This window comes from Aquitalea sp. (assembly GCF_030150775.1).
GTDB lineage: Bacteria > Pseudomonadota > Gammaproteobacteria > Burkholderiales > Chromobacteriaceae > Aquitalea > Aquitalea denitrificans.
Genome location: NZ_JASLFG010000018.1, coordinates 31,476 through 51,820 on the forward strand (window position 1 = coordinate 31,476; position 20,345 = coordinate 51,820).

At 58.4% G+C, this 20,345-nt stretch carries 20 protein-coding genes and 1 tRNA gene; 17 read left to right on the forward strand and 4 right to left on the reverse strand.

Features of this window, described 5'->3' with window-relative positions:
* Nucleotides 1-17 precede the first annotated feature (17 nt).
* Nucleotides 18-2,078, forward strand: coding sequence for a methionine--tRNA ligase (gene metG, locus QVF59_RS06200; RefSeq protein WP_159878970.1), 2,061 nt, complete (start codon nucleotides 18-20; stop codon nucleotides 2,076-2,078).
* 161 nt (nucleotides 2,079-2,239) lie between these two features.
* On the opposite strand, the gene QVF59_RS06205 is transcribed toward metG, so the two are convergent.
* Nucleotides 2,240-2,560 (reverse strand): hypothetical protein, encoded by a 321-nt coding sequence (locus tag QVF59_RS06205; protein WP_287878099.1) that lies wholly within the window; start codon nucleotides 2,558-2,560, stop codon nucleotides 2,240-2,242.
* Between the two features lie 57 nt (nucleotides 2,561-2,617).
* Between QVF59_RS06205 and QVF59_RS06210 the strand changes: the two genes are divergently transcribed.
* The 3 genes from QVF59_RS06210 (at nucleotide 2,618) to QVF59_RS06220 (ending at nucleotide 4,903) form a co-directional block, all read left to right on the forward strand.
* Nucleotides 2,618-3,238, forward strand: coding sequence for a VC0807 family protein (locus QVF59_RS06210; RefSeq protein ID WP_287878101.1), 621 nt, complete (start codon nucleotides 2,618-2,620; stop codon nucleotides 3,236-3,238).
* Between the two features lie 399 nt (nucleotides 3,239-3,637).
* Nucleotides 3,638-3,714, forward strand: a tRNA-Met gene (locus tag QVF59_RS06215).
* Between the two features lie 199 nt (nucleotides 3,715-3,913).
* Nucleotides 3,914-4,903: a 2-hydroxyacid dehydrogenase gene (locus QVF59_RS06220; protein WP_287878104.1), complete on the forward strand. Its 990-nt coding sequence runs from the start codon at nucleotides 3,914-3,916 to the stop codon at nucleotides 4,901-4,903.
* A gap of 12 nt (nucleotides 4,904-4,915) precedes the next feature.
* Here QVF59_RS06220 and yaaA read toward each other — a convergent pair whose 3' ends face one another.
* Nucleotides 4,916-5,689 (reverse strand): peroxide stress protein YaaA, encoded by a 774-nt coding sequence (yaaA, locus tag QVF59_RS06225; protein ID WP_287878107.1) that lies wholly within the window; start codon nucleotides 5,687-5,689, stop codon nucleotides 4,916-4,918.
* Nucleotides 5,690-5,809: 120 nt separating this feature from the next.
* Here yaaA and dtd point away from each other — a divergent pair, with 120 nt between their 5' ends.
* On the forward strand, nucleotides 5,810-6,262 hold the full coding sequence (gene dtd, locus QVF59_RS06230; RefSeq protein WP_287878108.1) for a D-aminoacyl-tRNA deacylase: 453 nt from the start codon (nucleotides 5,810-5,812) through the stop codon (nucleotides 6,260-6,262).
* Between the two features lie 73 nt (nucleotides 6,263-6,335).
* Here dtd and QVF59_RS06235 read toward each other — a convergent pair whose 3' ends face one another.
* Nucleotides 6,336-8,297, reverse strand: coding sequence for a LysM peptidoglycan-binding domain-containing protein (locus QVF59_RS06235; RefSeq protein WP_287878109.1), 1,962 nt, complete (start codon nucleotides 8,295-8,297; stop codon nucleotides 6,336-6,338).
* A gap of 194 nt (nucleotides 8,298-8,491) precedes the next feature.
* Nucleotides 8,492-9,250 carry a hydroxyacylglutathione hydrolase gene (gene gloB, locus QVF59_RS06240; protein ID WP_287878110.1) on the reverse strand — a complete coding sequence of 253 codons (759 nt, stop codon included), beginning with the start codon at nucleotides 9,248-9,250 and terminating at the stop codon, nucleotides 8,492-8,494.
* 20 nt (nucleotides 9,251-9,270) lie between these two features.
* Here gloB and QVF59_RS06245 point away from each other — a divergent pair, with 20 nt between their 5' ends.
* The 12 genes from QVF59_RS06245 to QVF59_RS06300 all read left to right on the forward strand — a co-directional run bounded on the left by QVF59_RS06245 (nucleotide 9,271) and on the right by QVF59_RS06300 (nucleotide 20,339).
* The gene (locus tag QVF59_RS06245) at nucleotides 9,271-10,032 is read left to right on the forward strand and encodes a class I SAM-dependent methyltransferase (protein ID WP_159878941.1); all 762 of its coding nucleotides are present in this window, start codon (nucleotides 9,271-9,273) and stop codon (nucleotides 10,030-10,032) included.
* A 45-nt stretch (nucleotides 10,033-10,077) separates the two neighbouring features.
* On the forward strand, nucleotides 10,078-10,521 hold the full coding sequence (gene rnhA, locus QVF59_RS06250) for a ribonuclease HI (RefSeq protein WP_287878114.1): 444 nt from the start codon (nucleotides 10,078-10,080) through the stop codon (nucleotides 10,519-10,521).
* A 59-nt stretch (nucleotides 10,522-10,580) separates the two neighbouring features.
* Nucleotides 10,581-11,303, forward strand: coding sequence for a DNA polymerase III subunit epsilon (gene dnaQ, locus QVF59_RS06255; RefSeq protein WP_287878115.1), 723 nt, complete (start codon nucleotides 10,581-10,583; stop codon nucleotides 11,301-11,303).
* A complete protein-coding gene (ispD, locus tag QVF59_RS06260; protein WP_159878935.1) occupies nucleotides 11,300-11,983 on the forward strand; it encodes a 2-C-methyl-D-erythritol 4-phosphate cytidylyltransferase in 684 nt (227 codons plus the stop codon). The genes dnaQ and ispD overlap by 4 nt, the downstream gene beginning before the upstream one ends.
* A gap of 5 nt (nucleotides 11,984-11,988) precedes the next feature.
* Nucleotides 11,989-12,468, forward strand: a complete 480-nt coding sequence (gene ispF, locus QVF59_RS06265) for a 2-C-methyl-D-erythritol 2,4-cyclodiphosphate synthase (protein WP_159878933.1) — start codon at nucleotides 11,989-11,991, stop codon at nucleotides 12,466-12,468.
* Between the two features lie 84 nt (nucleotides 12,469-12,552).
* Nucleotides 12,553-13,212: a ribose-5-phosphate isomerase RpiA gene (gene rpiA, locus QVF59_RS06270; RefSeq protein ID WP_287878119.1), complete on the forward strand. Its 660-nt coding sequence runs from the start codon at nucleotides 12,553-12,555 to the stop codon at nucleotides 13,210-13,212.
* A gap of 125 nt (nucleotides 13,213-13,337) precedes the next feature.
* Nucleotides 13,338-14,042 carry a phosphate signaling complex protein PhoU gene (gene phoU / locus QVF59_RS06275; RefSeq protein ID WP_159878929.1) on the forward strand — a complete coding sequence of 235 codons (705 nt, stop codon included), beginning with the start codon at nucleotides 13,338-13,340 and terminating at the stop codon, nucleotides 14,040-14,042.
* A 140-nt stretch (nucleotides 14,043-14,182) separates the two neighbouring features.
* Entirely contained in the window at nucleotides 14,183-15,682 is a 1,500-nt protein-coding gene (gene ppx, locus QVF59_RS06280) for an exopolyphosphatase (RefSeq protein WP_240902510.1), read from the forward strand.
* A 2-nt stretch (nucleotides 15,683-15,684) separates the two neighbouring features.
* A complete protein-coding gene (gene corA, locus QVF59_RS06285; protein WP_287878123.1) occupies nucleotides 15,685-16,752 on the forward strand; it encodes a magnesium/cobalt transporter CorA in 1,068 nt (355 codons plus the stop codon).
* 126 nt (nucleotides 16,753-16,878) lie between these two features.
* Nucleotides 16,879-19,227, forward strand: coding sequence for a heavy metal translocating P-type ATPase (locus tag QVF59_RS06290; RefSeq protein ID WP_287878124.1), 2,349 nt, complete (start codon nucleotides 16,879-16,881; stop codon nucleotides 19,225-19,227).
* 16 nt (nucleotides 19,228-19,243) lie between these two features.
* The gene (locus tag QVF59_RS06295; protein ID WP_287878126.1) at nucleotides 19,244-19,459 is read left to right on the forward strand and encodes a heavy-metal-associated domain-containing protein; all 216 of its coding nucleotides are present in this window, start codon (nucleotides 19,244-19,246) and stop codon (nucleotides 19,457-19,459) included.
* 217 nt (nucleotides 19,460-19,676) lie between these two features.
* A complete protein-coding gene (locus QVF59_RS06300; RefSeq protein ID WP_287878128.1) occupies nucleotides 19,677-20,339 on the forward strand; it encodes a substrate-binding periplasmic protein in 663 nt (220 codons plus the stop codon).
* Nucleotides 20,340-20,345 lie beyond the last annotated feature (6 nt).

The window sequence follows — 20,345 nt, forward strand, 5'->3', positions numbered from 1 at the left end:
CATCAGGAACACCCACAATGAGCAAACGCAAGATTCTGGTAACCAGTGCACTGCCTTACGCCAACGCGGGGCTGCATCTGGGCCACATGCTGGAACAGATCCAGACCGACGTCTGGGTGCGTTTCCAGAAAATGCGCGGGCACGAATGCTATTACGTGTGCGCGGACGACACCCACGGCGCCCCCATCATGCTGGCCGCCGAAAAGCAGGGCATCACCCCCACCCAGCTGGTGGATGCGGTACGCGAACTGCACCTGGCCGATTCCCAGGGCTTCCTGATTGGCCACGACAACTACTACAGCACCAACAGCCCGGAAAACAAGGCATTTGCCGAGCAGGTGTACAAGGCCCTGCGCGCCGATGACAAGATTTCCAGCCGCACCATCGAGCAACTGTTCGACCCGGAAAAACAGATGTTCCTGCCGGACCGCTTCGTCAAGGGCGAATGCCCCAAGTGCGCGGCCAAGGACCAGTACGGTGACAACTGTGAAGTCTGCGGTGCCACTTACAACCCGACCGAACTGAAGAACCCCTACTCGGCGGTGTCCGGTGCCAAACCGGTGCTGAAAACTTCCGAGCACTACTTCTTCCGCCTGGGCGAGTGTGCCGACTTCCTCAAAGGCTGGACTAGCGGCAGCAGCGTGCGTGCCGATGGCGTCAGCCAGCCGCACCTGCAGCCGGAATCGCTCAACAAGATGAACGAGTGGATCGAAGGCGGCCTGCAGGATTGGGATATCAGCCGCGATGCACCGTATTTCGGCTTTGAAATTCCGGATGCGCCGGGCAAGTACTTCTATGTCTGGCTGGATGCACCGATTGGTTACATGGCCAGCTTCAAGCACCTGTGCGACAGCAAGGGCATCGATTTTGACGCCTGGTTCAAGCCGGATTCGGACGCCGAGATGTATCACTTCATCGGCAAGGACATCCTGTACTTCCACGCCCTGTTCTGGCCGGCCATGCTGCATTACTCCGGTCTGCGCGTGCCCACCGGCGTGTTTGCCCACGGCTTCCTCACCGTGGACGGGCAGAAAATGTCCAAGTCGCGCGGTACCTTCATCCAGGCCAAGAGCTATCTGGACTGCGGCCTGAACCCGGAGTGGATGCGCTACTACATGGCCGCCAAGCTCAACGGCCGCATCGAAGACATCGACCTCAACCTCAATGACTTCGTGGCACGGGTGAATTCCGACCTGGTGGGCAAATATGTCAACATCGCCAGCCGCTCCGCCGGTTTCATCAGCAAGCGCTTTGGCGGCAAGCTGGCCGACAGCGTGGCGGATACCGCCATCCTGCACAAGCTGCAAGCGGCTGCATCGGAACTGGCTGCCGCGTTTGAAGCGCGCGAATACGCCAAGGCACTGCGCGACGTGATGGCGCTGGCCGACGAGGTGAATGCCTATGTCGACGCCAACAAGCCGTGGGAACTGGCCAAGCAGGAAGGGCAGGATGCACGCCTGCAGGAAGTCTGCACCGTGCTGATCAATGCCTTCCGCCTGCTCACCATCTATCTGAAGCCGGTACTGCCCAAGCTGGCCGAAAGCGTGGAAGCCTTCCTCGGCGTGGCCCCGCTGGCCTGGTCCGATGCCGACAGCCTGCTGTTGGGCAATACCATCAACACTTATCAGCACCTGATGCAGCGCATCGACCCGGCGCTGATCGACAAACTGATCGAAGCAAACAAACAGAATATGCAAGCCACGAGCAATGCACCGGCTGCCGCCGCTTACGAGCCGCTGGCCGACACCATCAAGATTGACGACTTTGCCAAGGTAGACCTGCGCATCGGCAAGGTACTGGCCTGCAACTTTGTTGAAGGTTCGGACAAGCTGCTGCAGTTCACCGTGGACCTGGGCTTTGAACAGCGCAACATCTTCTCCGGCATCCGCTCTGCCTATCAGGAACCGGAAAAACTGGTGGGCCGCAATGTGGTGGTGGTGGCCAATCTGGCCGAGCGCAAGATGCGCTTTGGTGTGTCGCAAGGCATGATCGTCTGCGCCTCTGGTACCGACGATAATTCCGGCCTCTTCCTGCTGGATGTGGATCAGGGCGCGGCACCCGGCATGCGTATCGGTTAAGCGCGGATCAGCCTGCGTCACAAGCCCTGTCGCGGATTGCGGCAGGGCTTTTTGCTTTCTGCGATGCCGTCACGAATGTGTCATTTTGCACTGTTAGAGTGCCAGCAGATAAAGATGTGGAACTATAGTGTTGGCTAATTTGTCAATAACGTGTTAAACCTTTAAATCAAACTAAAATTTTGTCGCAATGATAAAAAAAACAAGGAAATATAAAAATGCAAATCTCTCAACTGAAACCCGGTTACACCGTACTTGAGCATAAAGACAGTGGCGATATCGTCCACTACACCGTTGTCAGCATCCGCCAGGTTGGCAAGATGTTTGAAGTCACCTTCCAATCCGTGCTCGGTCTTGCCAGTGCCTTTTATCCGCCAAACGGCTTTATTCACGCTGCTGCCTGACCACACTGCGACCTGACGAACCCGGGTCGATATCACGCAAACCACCCCGCCGTCGGCGGGGTTTTGTTTTCTGGTGCTCATGACTGATGGATTCTGCCGTATCATGACCGCCTGCGTGTTTGCCAAGTCCCATTGCCCATGACCCGCCTGCACAAACTGATTCCCGAACTTGTTGCCAACTTTCTGCTGCCCTGGCTGTGCTATCGCTGGGCACAGCCGCAATGGGGTGAAAGTGCCGGGCTGGTCGTGTCTTCCTTGCCGCCCATCGCCTGGAGCGTGGTCGAGCTGCTGCGTTTTCGCCGTATTGATGCGCTCAGCCTGCTGGTACTTGGGGGAATTGCCCTGTCCTTGCTGGCCATGTTGCTCGGTGGCAGTTCGCGGGTGTTGCTGATGCGCGAATCCTTGTTGTCAGGTTTGATCGGAGTGGCATTCCTGCTGTCACTGCTGCTGGGCAAGCCACTGCTGTTCTATCTGGCGCGTGCCACCGTGGCGCGGGAGTCTGCTGCAGGGGGGCAACGTTTTGAGCAGCGCTGGCAGGAGGCTGGTTTTCGTCGAGGCATCCGATTGCTGACGTTGTTGTGGGGGATGGGTCTTACGCTGGAAACAATATTGCGTGCCGCGATGGTCTGCACTATGTCAGTCGAGCGTTTCTTGTTGCTGTCGCCATTTGTCAGCTATGGCCTGATGGCCATCATGTTGCTGCTGACCTGGCGCGGACGCCTGCTACTGCGCCCTCGCACCATCGCAATGGTGGGGTAAGCACAAAAAAAGAGGCCGCCTGTAGAGGCGGCCTTGAATTTCCGTGATGAACACTTAGGAGAATACGCGCTGCACGTCACCAGGGTGGGCACAGAACGATTCAAACTGCACTGGCTACCTGTCTGCTGCACGTTCGCCTCTCGGGGAAGACGACGGGATGTGTGGCAGGCGGCCAGCCACTCATGGGGCAGAAGTGACTGGCGGTAACACAGTACGTACTTTAGGCCAGTGATATTGAGGAGATGTGTCAGTCGCGCGGGCAAATGTTAATAAGTTTTACAAATGAACCGGCTGTCATATTAAAAAAATTTTAAGAAATTGTTGACAGCCTGTCGTGCTACTTGTACTATGCAATCCTCTTCTGAAGAAACACAGCAGAAGACAGCGACAGAACACTGACGCGGGATGGAGCAGTCTGGTAGCTCGTCGGGCTCATAACCCGAAGGTCGTAGGTTCGAATCCTGCTCCCGCAACCAATAATGATGACGACAAAAATCGCATCATACAGAAAACCCCGATAGAACCTGGTTCTACGGGGTTTTCCGTTTTTATTGCGCCATCTTGTCCTTGCCGGTCCTTGCATAAAGCAGGCATGGGTATGGCCATGCACTAGCGGACCGGGCGCTTGCCGACAGCTTATACTGCAAGACCACCCATATCCCGCAGAGAGCTGCCATGCGCATTGCTGTTTTCGATACCAAGAATTACGACCGCTTGAGTCTGGACGGTGCCAATCAGCAGTTTGGTCATCAACTGAGCTATTTTGAGCCACGACTCAACCGTGACACGCTGGAGCTGGTGCACGATGTGGATGCGGTCTGTCCCTTTGTCAACGACAGGCTGGACGCCGAGGTGATTGCCAGCCTGGCTGCACGTGGTGTCCGCCTGATCACCCTGCGTTGTGCGGGCTTCAATGGTGTGGACCTGGCGGCTTGCCGCCAGCATGGCATCACGGTGACCCGTGTCCCGGCCTATTCACCCCATGCGGTGGCCGAGCACGCCTTTGCCTTGCTGCTGGCCGTGGTACGGCGCATTCACAAATCCTATGTCCGGGTGCGCGAAATGGATTTCTCGCTGGATGGGCTGGTTGGCTTCGACCTCTATCGCAAGACCATGGGTGTGGTTGGCACCGGGCGCATTGGCCAGGCTACCATTTCCATTGCCAAAGGCTTTGGCATGCGGGTTCTGGCATTTGATGTATTCCCGCAGGCCGGGCTGGATGAGAAGCTGGGCTTTGAATATGTCACCCTGCCACGTTTGCTGGCCGAGTGTGACGTGGTCAGCCTGCATTTGCCGCTGACAGCGGAAACCCAGCACATGATCAACGCTGAGTCGCTGGCCGGCATGAAGGCCGGCGCGGTCCTGATCAATACCAGCCGTGGTGGCCTGGTGGAGACTGGCGCGCTGATTGCGGCACTGAAGGATGGGCGGCTGGCTGGTGTCGGGCTGGATGTATACGAGATGGAAGAGGGTGTGTTCTTTGAGAACCACTCCGAGGTTGGCTTGCAGGATGACCAACTAGCCCGCCTACTCACCTTCCCCAATGTGCTGGTGACAGCACATCAGGGATTTTTGACGCGCGAGGCGCTGGACAATATCGCTGAAACCACGCTGGCCAATGCGGCGGCTTTCGAGCAAGACCGGCTGCTGGATAACAAGGTGTAGCTAGCGGGCTGCTCAGTCGTGGCGACGCCGGAATACCCAGCGTTGGCTGTCTGATTCGCTGCTGTCAAAGCGATAGCCTCCCAACTGGAAATCCTGCAGTGCTTCCGGGGTGTCTACGCGATGCAGTGCTGCCCAGCGTGCCATCAGGCCGCGTGCCTGCTTGGCATAAAAGCTGATGATCTTGTACTGACCATTCTTGTAGTCCTGGAATACGGGGGTGATCAGCCGGCCATGCAGTTTGGCTGGTTTGACCGATTTGAAGTATTCGTCTGATGCCAGATTGATGAGTACCGGATTATCGGTGGCATCCAGCAGTGTGTTCAGTGCATCGGAGATGCGCTCGCCCCAGAATGCATACAGGTTGGCTCCGCGTGGATTGGCCAGTTTGGTTCCCATCTCCAGGCGGTAGGGCTGCATCAGATCCAGCGGGCGCAGCAGGCCATACAGACCGGACAGAATGCGCAGATGCTGCTGCAGGTAGTCCAACTGGTCATCGTTCAGGCTGGCGGCATCCAGGCCCTCGTAGACATCGCCCATGAATGCCAGCACGGCCTGTTTGGCATTGTCCGGCGTGAAGCTTGGGTTCCAGTCGTGGTAGCGGCCCACATTCAGCGTGGCCAGCGCATCGCTGATGCTCATCAGCCGGGCAATGTCGGCCGGGCTTTTCTCGCGCAGCACGCTGATGAGCTGCTGGCTTTCGGCCAGGAAGTCGGGTTCGGTGTAGCGCTTGGTGTGCGGCGGTGTGGTGTAATCCAGCGTTTTGGCTGGGGAAAGTACCATCAACATGGGGCGTGTCCTTGCAGCAGAATGGGGTGAATTGTAGCGGAGCCGTGATGACTGTGGCCGGAATGTTCATCCTGCGGATCGCGCGGTTAGAATGCTGGATTGATTACTGGAGATGCGGGCATGCGGGTGGTTGTTCAACGGGTGAGTGAAGCAAAGGTGAGTGTGGCGGGTGAAATATGCGGGCAGATTGCTGCCGGCTTGCTGTTGCTGGTGGGCGTGGAGGAGGTGGATACGCAGCAGGATATCGACTGGCTGGTGCGCAAGATCAGCCAGCTGCGCATCTTCAACGATGATGCCGGGATAATGAACCGCTCACTGCTGGAGTGTGGTGGCGAGGTACTGGCGGTCAGCCAGTTCACCCTGTTTGCCTCTACGCGCAAGGGTAATCGTCCTTCGTATAGCCGCGCCGCGCGCGGTGATATCTCCCGCCCGCTGTTCGAGCAGTTTGTTGCCAGCATGGCACTGGTGCTCGGCAAGGCGGTGCCAACCGGGGTGTTTGGTGCCGACATGCAGGTGAGTCTGGTCAACGACGGGCCTGTGACCATTTTGCTGGATAGTCGTGCACCCGAGTGAGCGCCAGGAAGTTTGCTCGCAGACAAGAAAAAACCCGCACCAGCGGGTTTTTTCATTTGCAGGGCAAGGGAAATTACAGGCCCTGTGTCTCAATGCGTACGCGCTGGCCTGGCTGCAGGCGGGTCAGCTGATTGGCATCGTTCCAGCGCTGGATGTCAGCATGGTTAACACCAAAGCGGCGGGCAATGCTGTAGACGGTATCGCCACGCTGCACCACGTATTCAGCCGGAACGGCTCCGGTGGAGGCAGTCGGGCCACTGCTGACCTTGACCAGGGCCTCATCCTGCGCGGATGGGGCCGGCACAGCCTCAGCCAGCATGGTGTTGCTGGCCAGCGGATTGGGTTTGACGCGGATGGTCTGGCCCAGTTTTACCGTGCTGTCACTCAGGTTGTTGTAGGACTTGAGATCAGCCACGCTCACGTTGTAACGACGCGAGATATTGAACAGGGTATCGCCACTGACCACGGTATGCTGGGTGGCCGCCGGATTGACACTGGCAAGACGGGCTTCCAGCGGTTTGGGTGGCGGGGTGGTGCTGGATGGCAGGCTGGGTGCTTCAGCCTTGGCCAGTACTACCGGCTTGCTGACTGGTTTTCCAGATGGGGTGGCCTCGCTATCGGCCAGGATGGTCTGTGGCGTGCTGAGCGTAGTGGCTGCCGGGCTGATGGTGGTCGTGCTGGTAGCAGCAGCTGTTGTCGCTAGTGCTACGACTTGCTCAGTCGGCGGCGGTGTCATTGCTGCGCTGGTTGTTGCTGGCCGAATTGTTGCGACCAGAGCCTGGCTGTTGACTGGCAAAGCTGTGGTCACGACCGGAGCTGCCGGAGCCTTGAGCTGTGCCGTCATCGTTGCTGCAGTCTGTGGCTTGGCGCTGGCAATCAGGCTGTCACTGGCGGTGAGGTTGCTGTCTGTGCCATCAAGCGGAGTGGCACCATCGCCCTTGCCGCGCAGTGCTACCAGTACCGGGCGACCTGCTGTCAGGCTGCGGGAGCCCAGCTTGTTGACGTTTTGCAGTTCTGCCGAGCTCATGCCATAGCGTTCGGCCACGCTGGCGATGTTTTCATCCGCCGACGGGGTGTAGACCTGCCAGCTTAGCAGCGGCTTGTCCCAGTGCGACAGGTTGTAATCAAACTTGTCGGCCTTGGCCAGCGGAATCAGCATCTGGCGGCCCGGCTTGTGGGCATAGACCGGCAGGTTGAAGGCCGGATTGAGTTCCTTGAATTCGGCAACCGACATACCAGCCATCTTGGCGGCCACGTCGATATCCATGTGGCGGCCAGTAGAGACAGCAATGAAGTAAGGCTTGTTCGGGAATTTGTCCAGCCGGATACCATACTTTTCCGGCTGGCTGAGGATGTTGCGAACGGCAATCAGCTTGGGCGCGTAATTGCGGGTTTCATTCGGCATCCGGATATTTTCGTAGGTGGGTTCCAGCCCGGCAGCCTGGGCGCGGGAAATGGCGCGTGCCAGATTGCCTTCGCCCCAGTTATACGCGGCAAGGGCCAGATTCCAATCGCCAAACTGTGCGTACAGATTCTGCAGATAGTCCAGGGCGGCGCGGGTGGCTTCCATGATGTCGCGACGACCGTCATACCACCAGGTTTGTTCCAAGCCGTAATGGCGACCGGTGGCGGGCATGAACTGCCACAGGCCGGCAGCGCCTACCGGCGAGTTGGCAGTAGGAACAAATGCACTTTCCACGATGGGCAGGAAGGCAATTTCAGTTGGCATGCCGCGACGTTCCACTTCATTCATGATGTGGAACAGGTATTTATGGCTGCGGTCAAGAATGCGTTTGAAGTATTCGGGCTTGCTGCTGTACAAGCGTTCCTGCTTGCGTACGATGTCGGCATTGACTTCCGGCAACTGGAAACCTTCACGTGCGCGTTCCCAGACGTTGTCGCCATTACGCAGCAGACTGGAGTTGAGCAGCATCATGTCCAGGCCAGCCGCCTGGGCTTCATCTACCCCTACCGACTGTCGAAAAGCACCGGAATCGGCATGTGCCAGCAACGGCAAGGAAAATGCAAATGACAACGAAAGTGCCAATGGGGTGATTCTTTTCATTTGGCCAGCCCGGATTTCTGATCTGGGCCGATGCTAAACACCACCCCATGGTGTGTCAATGAAAAAAGACAAATCATTTCATGAGCTTTGCGTGAATACGTCGTTCCGGATAATTGATTGCACCAGTCAGCCTTTTGGCAAGAATGATCTACCCGTAATGCATGTCAGCGAAAATTGTTTTTCCATTCGCGCAACACGGTAAACACCTCCACGCGCTGGGACAAGTGTTGCCCGGTATGGCGGCTGGCTGTGTACTGCACGCTGGCAATGTCGCTACGCATGAAGGGATTGGTGGTTTTCTCCAGTCCCAGCTCGGTCGGCAGGGTAGGCAGCCCCATGGCAATCTGCTTTTGATCCAGCAACTGCCGCAGCTGGATTTCGTCATTGTCCGGCTCTACGGCCAAGGCAAATTTGAGGTTGGACAAGGTGTATTCATGTGCCGGATAGAAACGTGTGGTATCCGGCAGTGCTGCCAGTTTGTCCAGTGAGGCCAGCATCTGGGCCGGGCTGCCTTCAAACAGCCTGCCACAGCCTGCACCAAACAAGGTGTCGCCGCAAAACAGCTGGCCGTGTCCGTAGTAGCCCAGATGATCCAGGGTGTGACCGGGTAGCGCCAGGACATCAAATGCATAGTCGTGCCAGTGCACGCTTGCCCCTTCCATCACCGGCTGATTGACGCCGGCAATGCCTGGCGGTCCGTAAACCTGCGCCTGTGGCCAGCGTTGCAACAGTTCGGCCAGACCACCGCAATGGTCAGCATGATGGTGGGTGATGAGTATGATTTGCAATGCCAGCCCGCGTTGATCCAGAAACGCAATCAGCGGTGCCGCCTCGCCAGGGTCAACTGCAAGTGCACCGGTGCCCTGTTGCAAAACCCAGATATAATTGTCGGCAAATGCCCGAACGGGGGTAACGGTAAACATGGTCGGATCGGACTCCTTCAATGATGCAAGCGTTTTCCACGTGGCTGACCACGACCGAGCTGGGACATTACCTGCTGCAGTGTGAACAGGCATTTTTCGATCGGGCGGTCGCCGATATTTTCGGTTTTCATGCTGTACAGATGGGCCTGCCCGAAGTGGACTTCCTGACTGCCAACCGCATTCCCTGGCAGTGCCGGGCAGCTGAAGGCGGCAAGGCGCAAATCATCTGCCACCCGGCACAAATGCCGTTTGAATCACGCAGTCTGGATTTGCTGGTCATGCCTCATCTGCTGGATTTTACCACCGAGCCGCATCAGGTTCTGCGTGAGGTGGAACGGGTGCTGGTGCCGGAAGGCCGCTTGCTGATAACCGGCTTTAATCCGGTATCGCTATGGGGAGTGCGACGCCTGATCCAGGGTCGGGCAGATACCCCGTGGCGTGGCAATTTTTTCCCCTTGATCCGTATTCGCGACTGGCTGAAATTGTTGGATCTGGAACCGGTGGCCTGCTGTTTCATGGCCTATGCGCCGCCACTGTCGCAGCAGGGGTGGCTGGAGCGTTTTGGCTTTCTGGAGCGTGCCGGCGATAGATGGTGGCCGCTGGCGGCGGGTGTCTACGGTATCGAAGCGGTCAAGCGTCAGCGTGGCATGCGCCTGATCACCCCGACCTGGAAAACGGCCAAGCCGTCCAAGGGACTGGTTGTGGCCGGAGGGAACGAACGTCACCCCAGCCATAGACAAACGCCGTCCAGCCACCGTCAGGTGCCAGGCCGGCAAGATTGAATCAGCCCGGCCCGTGTCGGGCCGGGACAACAGAACAAGAGAAACATGACAACAGAAGATTGTGTCGAGATTTATACCGATGGTGCCTGCAAGGGCAATCCCGGCCCCGGCGGCTGGGGCGTGTTGCTGCGCTTCAAGGGCAAGGAAAAAGAGCTGTTTGGCGGCGAGCGCGGCACCACCAACAATCGCATGGAGCTGTTGGCGGTGATTCGTGGCCTGGCGGCACTGAACCGACCCTGCCATGTGGTGGTCTACACCGACTCGCAATATGTTCAGAAGGGCATTTCCGAGTGGATTCACGGCTGGAAAGCCCGTGGCTGGAAGACCGCGGCCAAGGAACCGGTAAAAAATGCTGACCTGTGGCAGATGCTGGATGCCGAGCGTAACCGCCATACCCATGTGGACTGGCGTTGGGTAAAGGGCCATGCCGGCCATGAATTCAACGAGCGGGCCGACCAATTGGCCAACCGTGGCGTTGAGACCCTGTAAAAGTTTTGCCTCCTTATTGATTGTGGCCGGTTCACGCCGGCCAGCCAGAAAGCAGCAGCATGAGACAGATTATTCTCGATACTGAAACCACCGGCCTCGATCCGGATCAGGGCCATCGCATCATCGAATTTGCCGGTCTGGAAATGATCAACCGCAAGCTGACCGGCAAGCATCTGCACCTTTACATCCATCCGGAACGTGATATCGACCCGGATGCCGAGCGGGTGCACGGTATTTCGCTGGCATCGCTGGAAGGCAAGCCGCGCTTTGCCCAGGTGGCCGCGCAGATGGCCGACTTCATGCGCGATGCCGAACTGATCATTCACAACGCACCATTTGACGTCAAATTCCTCAATGCCGAGTTCGACCGGCTGGGGCTGCCGAAGATCAAACAACTGGCTGGCCAGGTTACCGATACCCTGGCCATGGCCCGTGACCAGTTTCCCGGCAAGCGCAACAGCCTGGATGCCCTGTGTGACCGCTTTGACATCGACCGCTCCAACCGTACCCTGCACGGTGCGCTGATCGACTGCGAGCTGCTGTCCGAAGTGTATCTGTGGATGACCCGTGGCCAGGAAAGCCTGGTGATGGATATTGACGTGGATGCCGGCAACAACCAGGGTGGTGACATCCAGTTCGAGCGCAAGCCGCTATTGGTCAAGCGTGCCAGCGCGGAAGAGCTGGCTGCACATCAGGGCTATCTCGGTGAGCTGGACAAGGCGGTGAAGGGCAGCTGTCTGTGGCATACGCTGGAAACTCCGGTTGCAGGAGATGCCACATGAACCGCTATCTGGCCCTGGTGCCGGCAGCGGGCTCCGGCAGCCGCTTTGGCGGCCCCAGCCCCAAGCAGTACCTGCAACTGAATGGCCGTCCCTTGATGTGGCACACCTTGCAGGCACTCAGCCAGGTGGAGGCCATCAGCGAAGTCGTGCTGGTGCTGTCGCCGGGTGATGAATGGTTTGATGACTTTGACTGGGATCTGCCCAAGCTGTGTGTGCATCGGGTGGGTGGTGCCAGTCGCGCCGAAAGCGTGCGCAACGGGTTGGAAGTCATGGCTGCCCGTGCCGAAGACTGGGTGCTGGTACACGATGCCGCGCGCTGCTGCCTGTCGGTCGCGGCGGTAGAGCGCCTGATTGCAACGCTGGCCGATGACCCGGTGGGCGGCCTGCTGGCCTTGCCGGTACCGGATACGGTCAAGCGTGCGGATGCCGAAGGGCGCATCAGTTCCACCGTGCCGCGTCAGGGCCTGTGGCTGGCGCAGACGCCGCAGATGTTCCGTGCAGGTTTGCTCGGCCAGGCCTTGGCCAGCAGCATGGCGGAGGAGGTGACTGATGAGGCCGCAGCCATCGAGCAGCATGGTCACAAGCCACGGTTGGTGGAAGGCGATGCCCAGAACTTCAAAGTGACCTACCCGCGCGACCTGGCACTGGCCCGGGCGATTCTGGCTTCACGAAAGGATTGAATTCCATGTTTCGAGTTGGACAAGGTTACGATGTGCACCAACTGGTGGAAGGCCGCCCGCTGATTCTGGGCGGGGTGACGATTCCGCACAGCCATGGCCTGCTGGGCCACTCCGACGCCGATGCCCTGCTGCATGCCATCACCGATGCAGTACTTGGCGCGGCGGCGCTGGGGGATATCGGTCGGCATTTCCCGGATACTGACGCAGGTTTCAAGGGGGCGGATAGCCGCGTTCTGTTGCGTGAGGCAGTCGCCCGTGTCCGTGCTGCAGGCTGGCAGGTGGTAAATGTGGATGCTACGCTGATTGCACAGCGTCCCAAACTGGCACCGTATATTGCTGCGATGTGCGCCTGTATTGCCGCCGATCTGGAGGTTGCGCAAAGTGCGGTCAATGTGAAGGGCAAAACCAATGAAACGCTGGGTTATCTGGGGCGCTGTGAGGCGATCGAGGCGCAGGCCATCTGTCTGCTGATGCCCTTGTCCTGATACCGTTTCGCCCGACAGATGCCAGCCGATGTGGGATAATCGGCAGCTGGATGTGCAATCGAACTCACTGCTGGAGGTATCAACATGCTGACCCAAGACCAACTCAAGCTGGCTGTCGCCAAACAGGCGCTGGAATTCGTGCCGGACGACTGCATCATCTGTGTGGGCACTGGCAGCACGGTCAATCTCTTCATTGAAGAGCTGGCCGCCATCAAGGGCCGCATCAAGGGCGCCGTATCCAGTTCCGAAGCCTCCACTGCTCGTCTGAAAGCCCACCATATTCCGGTGTTTGAGCTGAATGAAGTGGAAAAGCTGGAGGTGTATATCGATGGCGCGGATGAAATCAACCATCACCTGCACATGATCAAGGGCGGTGGCGCTGCGCTGACGCGCGAAAAGATTGTTGCCAGCGTGGCCGAACAGTTTGTCTGCATTGCCGACGAGAGCAAGTATGTGCTGAAGCTGGGCGCATTCCCGCTGCCGATTGAGGTGATCCCGATGGCGCGTAGTTCGGTAGCACGTCAGCTGGTGGCACTGGGTGGCCATCCAGAGCTGCGTCAGGGCGTGGTAACCGATAACGGCAACCTCATCCTGGATGTGCATGGCCTGACCATCAACACGCCGGTGGAGTTGGAAGAAACCATCAACCACATCGCGGGTGTCGTAACCTGCGGCCTGTTTGCCCGCCGTCGTGCCGACATTCTGGTACTGGGTCGCCAGAGCGGCGTGGAAGTCATCCGCTAAGCCGTTTTCCAGCAGCAAGCGGGCCTGTCACGACAGGCCCGTTTTGATTAAATGTCATCAGCCTGTCATCTGGCCGGCTTATCATTCCCCTTTACCTGAATTCCGGATTCGTTCAAGAGGCAGACATGGCAGAACACATCTCCAAGCAGTTCGACATGGAACTGGAAACCATCCGCACCCGCGTACTGCAAATGGGTGGCCTGGTAGAACAACAGATCCTGTCTGCTATCGATGCCCTCATGTCCGGTGACATCGTCAAGTTTGACAAGGTGATTGCCGAAGACGCGCTGGTCAACTCCATGGAAGTGACCATCGATGACGATTGCCAGCACATTATCGCCCGCCGCCAGCCGGCCGCCAGCGACCTGCGCATCATCATTACCGTGATCAAGACCATTACCGATCTGGAGCGCATCGGCGACGAAGCGCAGAAGATCGCCCGCATGGGTAAAACCATTTATCAGTCCGAGCGTTACCAGATGCCGCGCTTCCGTGAAATCCGCAAGATGGCGGAAGTGGCGCTGGCCATGCTGCGCCGTGCACTGGATGCGTTTGCCCGGCTGGATGCCACTGCAGCGCTGGAACTGGCGGAAGAAGACATGCGGCTGGATGATGACTTCGCCGCCGAACTGCGCCAGTTGATCACCTTCATGATGGAAGATCCGCGCACCATCAGCATGTCTATCGATACCCTGTTCATTTCCAAGGCTATCGAGCGTATCGGTGACCATGCCAAAAACATCTCTGAATACGTGGTGTATCTGGTCAAGGGTAAAGATATCCGCCATACCTCGCTGGAAACCATCAAGCGGGAAACGCTGGGCGGCTGATCAAGCGCAATGACGAAATGGCATAAATGGCGGTAACATCCCGGGTGTTACTGCCATTTTTTATTGAACAATCCATGGCGGAGCAGCGCCCTGACCCAGCCGTCCGCCCTGACTCCGCAGCAAACCATATTGGAAAAGGCTTGCCTTTGACCTCCACCCTGCCTACCCCGGATGTCCTGGCCACCGTTGACCTGGGATCCAATACATTCCGTCTGCAAGTCTCCCGCGTTGTCGAAGACCAGCTATACCCGCTGGATGCAATGAAAGAAACCGTCCGCCTGGGTGCCGGCCTGACTGCCGACAAATATCTGGACGAACTTACCCAGGAAAAAGCCCTGGCTTGCATGGCGCGCTTTGGTGAGCGTCTGCGTGGCTTCAGCCAGGCCCAGGTTCGGATCGTTGGCACCAATACCTTGAGGGTGGCAAAAAACTCGGCTGAATTCATCCAGCGGGCCGAGGCTCTGCTGGGGTTTCCTATCGAAATCATCGCTGGCCGCGAAGAAGCGCGGCTGGTATATATCGGTGCCGCGCATTCGCTGCCGGCCACCAAGGAAAGACGTCTGGTGGTGGATATCGGCGGCGGCTCCACCGAGTTTGTCATCGGCAGCCAGTTCAAGGCGCATGTAACGGAAAGCCTGCCGCTTGGCTGCGTCAGCTTCAGCCTGCGCTACTTTGCCGACGGCAAACTCAGCCGTAGCAATTTTGCTGATGCCACGCTGGCCGCCCGCAATGAAATCCAGCGTATTTCCAGCGAGTACCGCCCGGAAGAATGGCAACTGGCAGTCGGAACTTCCGGTACGGCACGTTCCCTGCGCGATATTCTGGAAATCAACGACTGGTCGGCATCCGATATCACACTGGAAGGCATGCTGCAGTTGCGCGCGGAGCTGATCAGACGGGAAAACCTGAAAAATGTCAGCCTCAATGGTCTGAAGGTGGACCGGCTGCCTGTGCTGCCGGGTGGCCTGGCCATCATGATTGCCATCTTCGAAGAACTTGGCGTCAGCAAGATGACGGTGGCCGAAGGTGCGCTGCGCGATGGCGTGCTGTACGACCTGCTGGGCCGCCAGCGTGAAAAGGACATGCGCGAAAGCACGGTGCAATTGTTCAAGCGTCGCTACCACGTGGACGTGCAACAGAGCGAGCGCGTGCAGCAACTGGCCGAACGCCTGTACCGCATGGTAGCGGGTGAAGATATTGATCAGGACATGCTCAAGCGCCTGGTGTGGGCGGCACGCCTGCATGAAATTGGCCTGACCATTGCTCATACTGCGTATCACAAGCACTCGGCCTATATTCTGCAGAATGCAGACATGCCGGGTTTTTCCAAGCGCGAACAGGCCATGCTGGCCACCATCGTGCTGGGTCATCGTGGTGACATGGGCAAGATGCAGCAAGTGGTGCACGACCCGGTGCTGTGGCAGGCGGTTGTGGCATTGCGGCTGGCGGTACTGTTTTATCGCAGCCGCCATGCGATTCCGCTATCTGACTTGCTGGATCTCAAGTCGGCAGCCAAGGGTTTTGTACTCACCGTGAGTAAGAATTGGCTGAATGACAATCCCTTGACAGCCAGCGCCTTCCGTCAGGAAGTGCTGCAGTGGAAGAATGTCGGTTTCGAGCTTGATATCAGCCAGATCTGACCATGCGCCATGCCAAGGTAAAGCAGCGGGTGCCCACGCTGGGCGAACCGCCAGGAACCCTACTGCCTGTCGGGGACGCCAAAGTGGAGGCCAGCAGCATCACCCTGCTGGAATTCGGCCCACAGGAGCTGTGCGAAACCCGGTTTGAGTCGGTGGCCGCAGGGCTGGCCCACCAGTCTAGTCAGCCAGTGCGCTGGCTGAATGTATATGGCCTGCACGATGCTGGCGTGATGCAGGCCATTGGCGAGCGTTTCGGCCTGCACCCGCTGGTGCAGGAGGACATTCTCAATAACCGGCAACGGCCCAAGCTGGAAGACTACGGCGACTATCTGTTCATTGCCACGCGGGTGTTCGACTTTCCTCCCAACGGTGGGCGTCTGCGCTACAGCCAGATGTATCTGGTGATCGGCAAGGATTTCGTGCTTTCCTTCCAGGAGAAGCCCACAGGAGTGTTTGAAGCCGTGCGCGAGCGTCTGCGCAGCAGTCGCGGTTCTTTGCGCAGTAAAGGTGCGGATTACCTGGCCTATGGCCTGATCGATGCCATCATTGATGACTACTTCGGTGTGCTCAGCCAGTTTACCGAGCATGTGGAGCGCACCGACCAGATGTTGCTGCATGGGCGCGAGCAGGGCGTATTGCACAAGGTGCAGCGCCTGAAGCACGACTGCCTGAAACTGCGGCGTTCGATTTTGCCGCTGCGTGAAATCCTGCTCACCCTGATGCGCGGCGAGTACCGGCTGATCCAGCCTGATACCCAGGTCTATCTGCGTGATGCTTATGACCACACCATGCATGTCATCGAATCACTGGAAATGTCGCGCGAAATGGTAGCGGACATGCTGGATCTCTACCTTTCCACCCAGTCGCACCGGCTTAATCTGCAGATGAGAGTGCTGACCGTGTTCAGCATGATCTTCATGCCACTCACGCTGATAGCCGGTATTTACGGCATGAACTTTGAAAACATGCCGGAACTGCATTGGCACTACGGCTATTTTGCTGTGCTGGGACTGATGGCGGCGATTGCCGTTGGCTTGATCTGGCTGTTTTCCCGCCGTAACTGGATCTGATTCTTCCGGTCTTGCCGATCAACCGCAGAGGCGCAGGCCCTGCGGTTTTTTTGTATGCGCCAAAGCTGTGTCATGGTGGTTTTCATATACCCCTTGGGGGTATATACTGCAGCCAAGGAGTCCATCATGACCGAAACCGTGATCACCCTGCCGATTGCCGGCATGCATTGCGCGGCTTGTGCTGCCAGGCTGGAAAAGGTATTGGGCAAGCTCGATGGCGTCAGTGCCAGCGTCAGTTTTGCCAGTGAGCAGGCCCAGATTCACTATCAGCCTGGACGCAGCAGCCTGCAGCAAGTACAGGATGCCATCGTCAAGGCTGGTTTCAGCGTGCCACAGCAACAGTTGCAGCTGGATATCAGTGGCATGACTTGCGCTGCTTGTGCGGTACGGTTGGAGAAAGTGCTTAACAAGCTGCCGGGGGTCAACGCACAGGTAAACTTTGCCACCAGCGCGGCTCAGCTGCAGTTTGCCGCCGGCATATTGCCCATTGCCGATGCGCTGCATGCTGTGCGCAAGGCCGGTTTTAGCGCCACGCTGCATGAGGACGCCGGGAGCGAAGATCTGCAACAGCAGCATGCCCGGCAGTATCGCCGCGAACTGGGCTGGTTTGGCTTGGCGCTGCTGCTTACCCTGCCTTTCCTGCTGGAAATGCTGGCCATGTTGTTTGGTTGGCATCAACTGATGCTGCCGCGTAGCCTGCAACTGGCGCTGGCCACCCCGGTGCAGTTCATCATCGGCTGGCGCTTTTATCGCGGTGCATGGCATGCACTCAGAAGTGGCGGTGCCAATATGGATGTACTGGTGGCACTGGGTACCAGCATGGCCTGGTTGCTTTCCACCGTGGTTACCCTGAGCGGTTGGCAGCAACAGCATGTGTATTTTGAAGCCAGTGCGGCAGTCATTACGCTGGTGTTGCTGGGCAAGCTGCTGGAGGCGCGCGCGCGCGGCAAGACATCAGGTGCCATTGCCAGCCTGATCCGGCTGGCACCACGCCATGCCCGTATCGAGCGTGATGGCCAGCTGCAGGATATTGCCGTCGAGCAATTGCAGGTAGGCGATGTGGTGGTGGTACGTCATGGAGAAAGCCTGCCGGTGGATGGCGTTGTGGTGGAAGGACAAGCAGCCATCGACGAAAGCATGCTCACCGGTGAAAGCCTGCCGATCAGCAAAACCATCGGCGACAAAGTGTATGCCGCCACGCGCAACCAGCAGGGCATGCTCAAGGTGCGTGCCGGCAGCGTGGGCAGCCAGACCCAGCTGGCCGAGATCATCCGGCTGGTGGGGCTGGCACAGGGTTCGAAAGCGCCGATCCAGCGCCTGGCCGACCAGATTGCCGGTGTGTTCGTCCCGGTGGTGGCCACAATCGCCCTGCTTACCCTGTTGTTCAATGGCTGGTGGCTGGGCGACTGGAGCCAGGCCTTGATCCGTGCAGTGGCCGTGCTGGTGATTGCCTGCCCGTGTGCACTCGGCCTGGCCACACCTACAGCCATCATGATGGGCGTAGGCAAGGGGGCCGGACGCGGCGTGCTGTTCCGCAATGCGGCGGCACTGGAAACTGCCGGGCGTATCAATACCTTGGTGGTGGATAAAACCGGTACGCTGACCGAGGGCAGGCCGGTGGTCACCACCATCTGGGCGGCAGATGGGGATGAAAACCGCGTGCTGCAACTGGCGGCCAGCGTGGAAAGTGGATCCGAGCATCCGCTGGCACATGCTATCTTGCAGCAGGCCGCAGAGCGTGGCCTTGCCTTGCTACCCTTGCAAGCTTTTCAGGCCGAGGTTGGTCAGGGCGTTACTGCCAGTATCGATGGTTACGGCAGCCTGCGTGTGGGGCGGCCTGACTGGGCCAGTAACGCCGCCTTGCCGGCGGGATGGCCACTGCCAGGGCAAAGCATGATTGCACTGGCTGACGATACCCGGCTGCTGGGCCTGTTGGCGATTGCCGATACCTTGCGGCCAGGAGCTGTGAGTGCAGTAAAGACCTTGCAGCAGATGGGGGTGCAAGTCATCATGCTGACCGGCGACAATCCCTCTACCGCGGCAGCCATTGCCAGCGAGGCCGGCATTACCGATTATCGGGCCGGACTGCGGCCGCAGGATAAGGCTGAGGCTGTGGTGCAGTTGCAGGCGGCTGGCCGCAAGGTGGCCATGCTGGGCGATGGCGTCAATGATGCACCGGCGCTGGCGGCGGCCGATGTCAGCTTTGCCATGGGTGCTGGTTCGGATGTGGCGATTGAAACGGCTGACATCACCCTGATGCAGGGCGATATTCTGCATGTAGCCGATGCCATCCGCCTGTCACGCGCCACGCTGGGGAAAATCCGGCAAAACCTGTTTTTTGCCTTTATCTATAACGTGCTGGGTATTCCGCTGGCGGCGCTTGGCATGCTGAATCCGGTGCTGGCCGGGGCTGCCATGGCCATGAGTTCGGTGTCGGTAGTCAGCAACTCATTATTGCTGCGCCGTTGGAAATAAACGCAAAGGAAACATCATGAGTGAACTGAAACTGAAAATCGAAGGCATGACCTGCGGTGGCTGCGCCAACAGCATTACCAAGGTGCTCTCCACCATGGCCGGTGTCAGCAGTGCCGAAGTCAACCTGCAGGACAAGGCCGCCAGCATTGTTTACGATGCCGCAACCGTGTCTCCGGAGGAACTGGCGGCAGCGGTGGAAGATGCCGGTTTTGATGTGGTGGGCACCGACTGACGGAATGAGTATCCGCCTTTGGTAGAAACACTTATACTCACGTCATTACAGCTGCCGGTCCTCAGGCCGGCATCTTCATTTACACAGCAACGGTGCAGAGCCGTGACATGAAGCGATGATGGGTATCAGGATTCGGAGGCTGGCCGCAGGCTGCGGTCTGGCGATGGCATGCCATGCCGTTTTGGCCGCGGTGTTACCGGTGCTGGCTGAGGAAAACGTGCCTTTCTCCTATCGGCAGGATGGCAACATTCAGGGCTATTGCGCCGAGGCCGTGCGGGCAGCTCTGGATGCTGCCCGTGTGCCGCACCAGATTGATATCCAACCCTGGGCGCGTATCTACACCACCACACTGAGCAAACCGGGAACCCTGATGTTTCCCATTGCCAGGACCGCGGAGCGGGAAGACAAGTTCAAATGGATAGGCCCGCTGGTGGCCAACCGCATTGCGCTGTTCCGCAAGAAGGGTCGCAGCGATGTGGTGGTACACAGCCTGGATGATGCCCGCCGCTATCGTATTGGCGTAGTGAATATGGACTTCCGCGAGGAATACCTGCGGCGCAAGGGTTTCAGTGATGTTGGCGGCAAGCCGCTGATGGTGGTGAGTTCCAGCGACTTGTTGCTGCCCATGCTGCAGGCCGGGCGCATCGACCTGGTACCGCTGGGCCTGGCGAAATGTGCACCGCATGGTCTGGACTGTAGCGGCATCGAGCCGGTGTATGTGCTGGGTGAGCTGGAGTCTGCGCTGTACATGGTCTTCAACCGCGATACCAGCGATGCACTGGTGCAGAAAGTGCGCGAGGGTTTTGAGCAAACCCGGCGTAACGGCAGTCTGGCCCGTATCATGGCTCCGCTGAACCGTATTTACGGTCGTGGCGAGTAAGGCTGA

What these genes read in the sequence shown, in the direction of transcription:
- metG (WP_159878970.1), top strand. Translation starts at nt 18, where the DNA reads ATGAGCAAACGCAAGATTCTGGTAACCAGTGCACTGCCTTACGCCAAC.
- QVF59_RS06205 (WP_287878099.1), bottom strand. Translation starts at nt 2,560, where the DNA reads ATGAGCACCAGAAAACAAAACCCCGCCGACGGCGGGGTGGTTTGCGTG.
- QVF59_RS06210 (WP_287878101.1), top strand. Translation starts at nt 2,618, where the DNA reads ATGACCCGCCTGCACAAACTGATTCCCGAACTTGTTGCCAACTTTCTG.
- QVF59_RS06220 (WP_287878104.1), top strand. Translation starts at nt 3,914, where the DNA reads ATGCGCATTGCTGTTTTCGATACCAAGAATTACGACCGCTTGAGTCTG.
- yaaA (WP_287878107.1), bottom strand. Translation starts at nt 5,689, where the DNA reads ATGTTGATGGTACTTTCCCCAGCCAAAACGCTGGATTACACCACACCG.
- dtd (WP_287878108.1), top strand. Translation starts at nt 5,810, where the DNA reads ATGCGGGTGGTTGTTCAACGGGTGAGTGAAGCAAAGGTGAGTGTGGCG.
- gloB (WP_287878110.1), bottom strand. Translation starts at nt 9,250, where the DNA reads ATGTTTACCGTTACCCCCGTTCGGGCATTTGCCGACAATTATATCTGG.
- QVF59_RS06245 (WP_159878941.1), top strand. Translation starts at nt 9,271, where the DNA reads ATGATGCAAGCGTTTTCCACGTGGCTGACCACGACCGAGCTGGGACAT.
- rnhA (WP_287878114.1), top strand. Translation starts at nt 10,078, where the DNA reads ATGACAACAGAAGATTGTGTCGAGATTTATACCGATGGTGCCTGCAAG.
- dnaQ (WP_287878115.1), top strand. Translation starts at nt 10,581, where the DNA reads ATGAGACAGATTATTCTCGATACTGAAACCACCGGCCTCGATCCGGAT.
- ispD (WP_159878935.1), top strand. Translation starts at nt 11,300, where the DNA reads ATGAACCGCTATCTGGCCCTGGTGCCGGCAGCGGGCTCCGGCAGCCGC.
- ispF (WP_159878933.1), top strand. Translation starts at nt 11,989, where the DNA reads ATGTTTCGAGTTGGACAAGGTTACGATGTGCACCAACTGGTGGAAGGC.
- rpiA (WP_287878119.1), top strand. Translation starts at nt 12,553, where the DNA reads ATGCTGACCCAAGACCAACTCAAGCTGGCTGTCGCCAAACAGGCGCTG.
- phoU (WP_159878929.1), top strand. Translation starts at nt 13,338, where the DNA reads ATGGCAGAACACATCTCCAAGCAGTTCGACATGGAACTGGAAACCATC.
- corA (WP_287878123.1), top strand. Translation starts at nt 15,685, where the DNA reads ATGCGCCATGCCAAGGTAAAGCAGCGGGTGCCCACGCTGGGCGAACCG.
- QVF59_RS06290 (WP_287878124.1), top strand. Translation starts at nt 16,879, where the DNA reads ATGACCGAAACCGTGATCACCCTGCCGATTGCCGGCATGCATTGCGCG.
- QVF59_RS06295 (WP_287878126.1), top strand. Translation starts at nt 19,244, where the DNA reads ATGAGTGAACTGAAACTGAAAATCGAAGGCATGACCTGCGGTGGCTGC.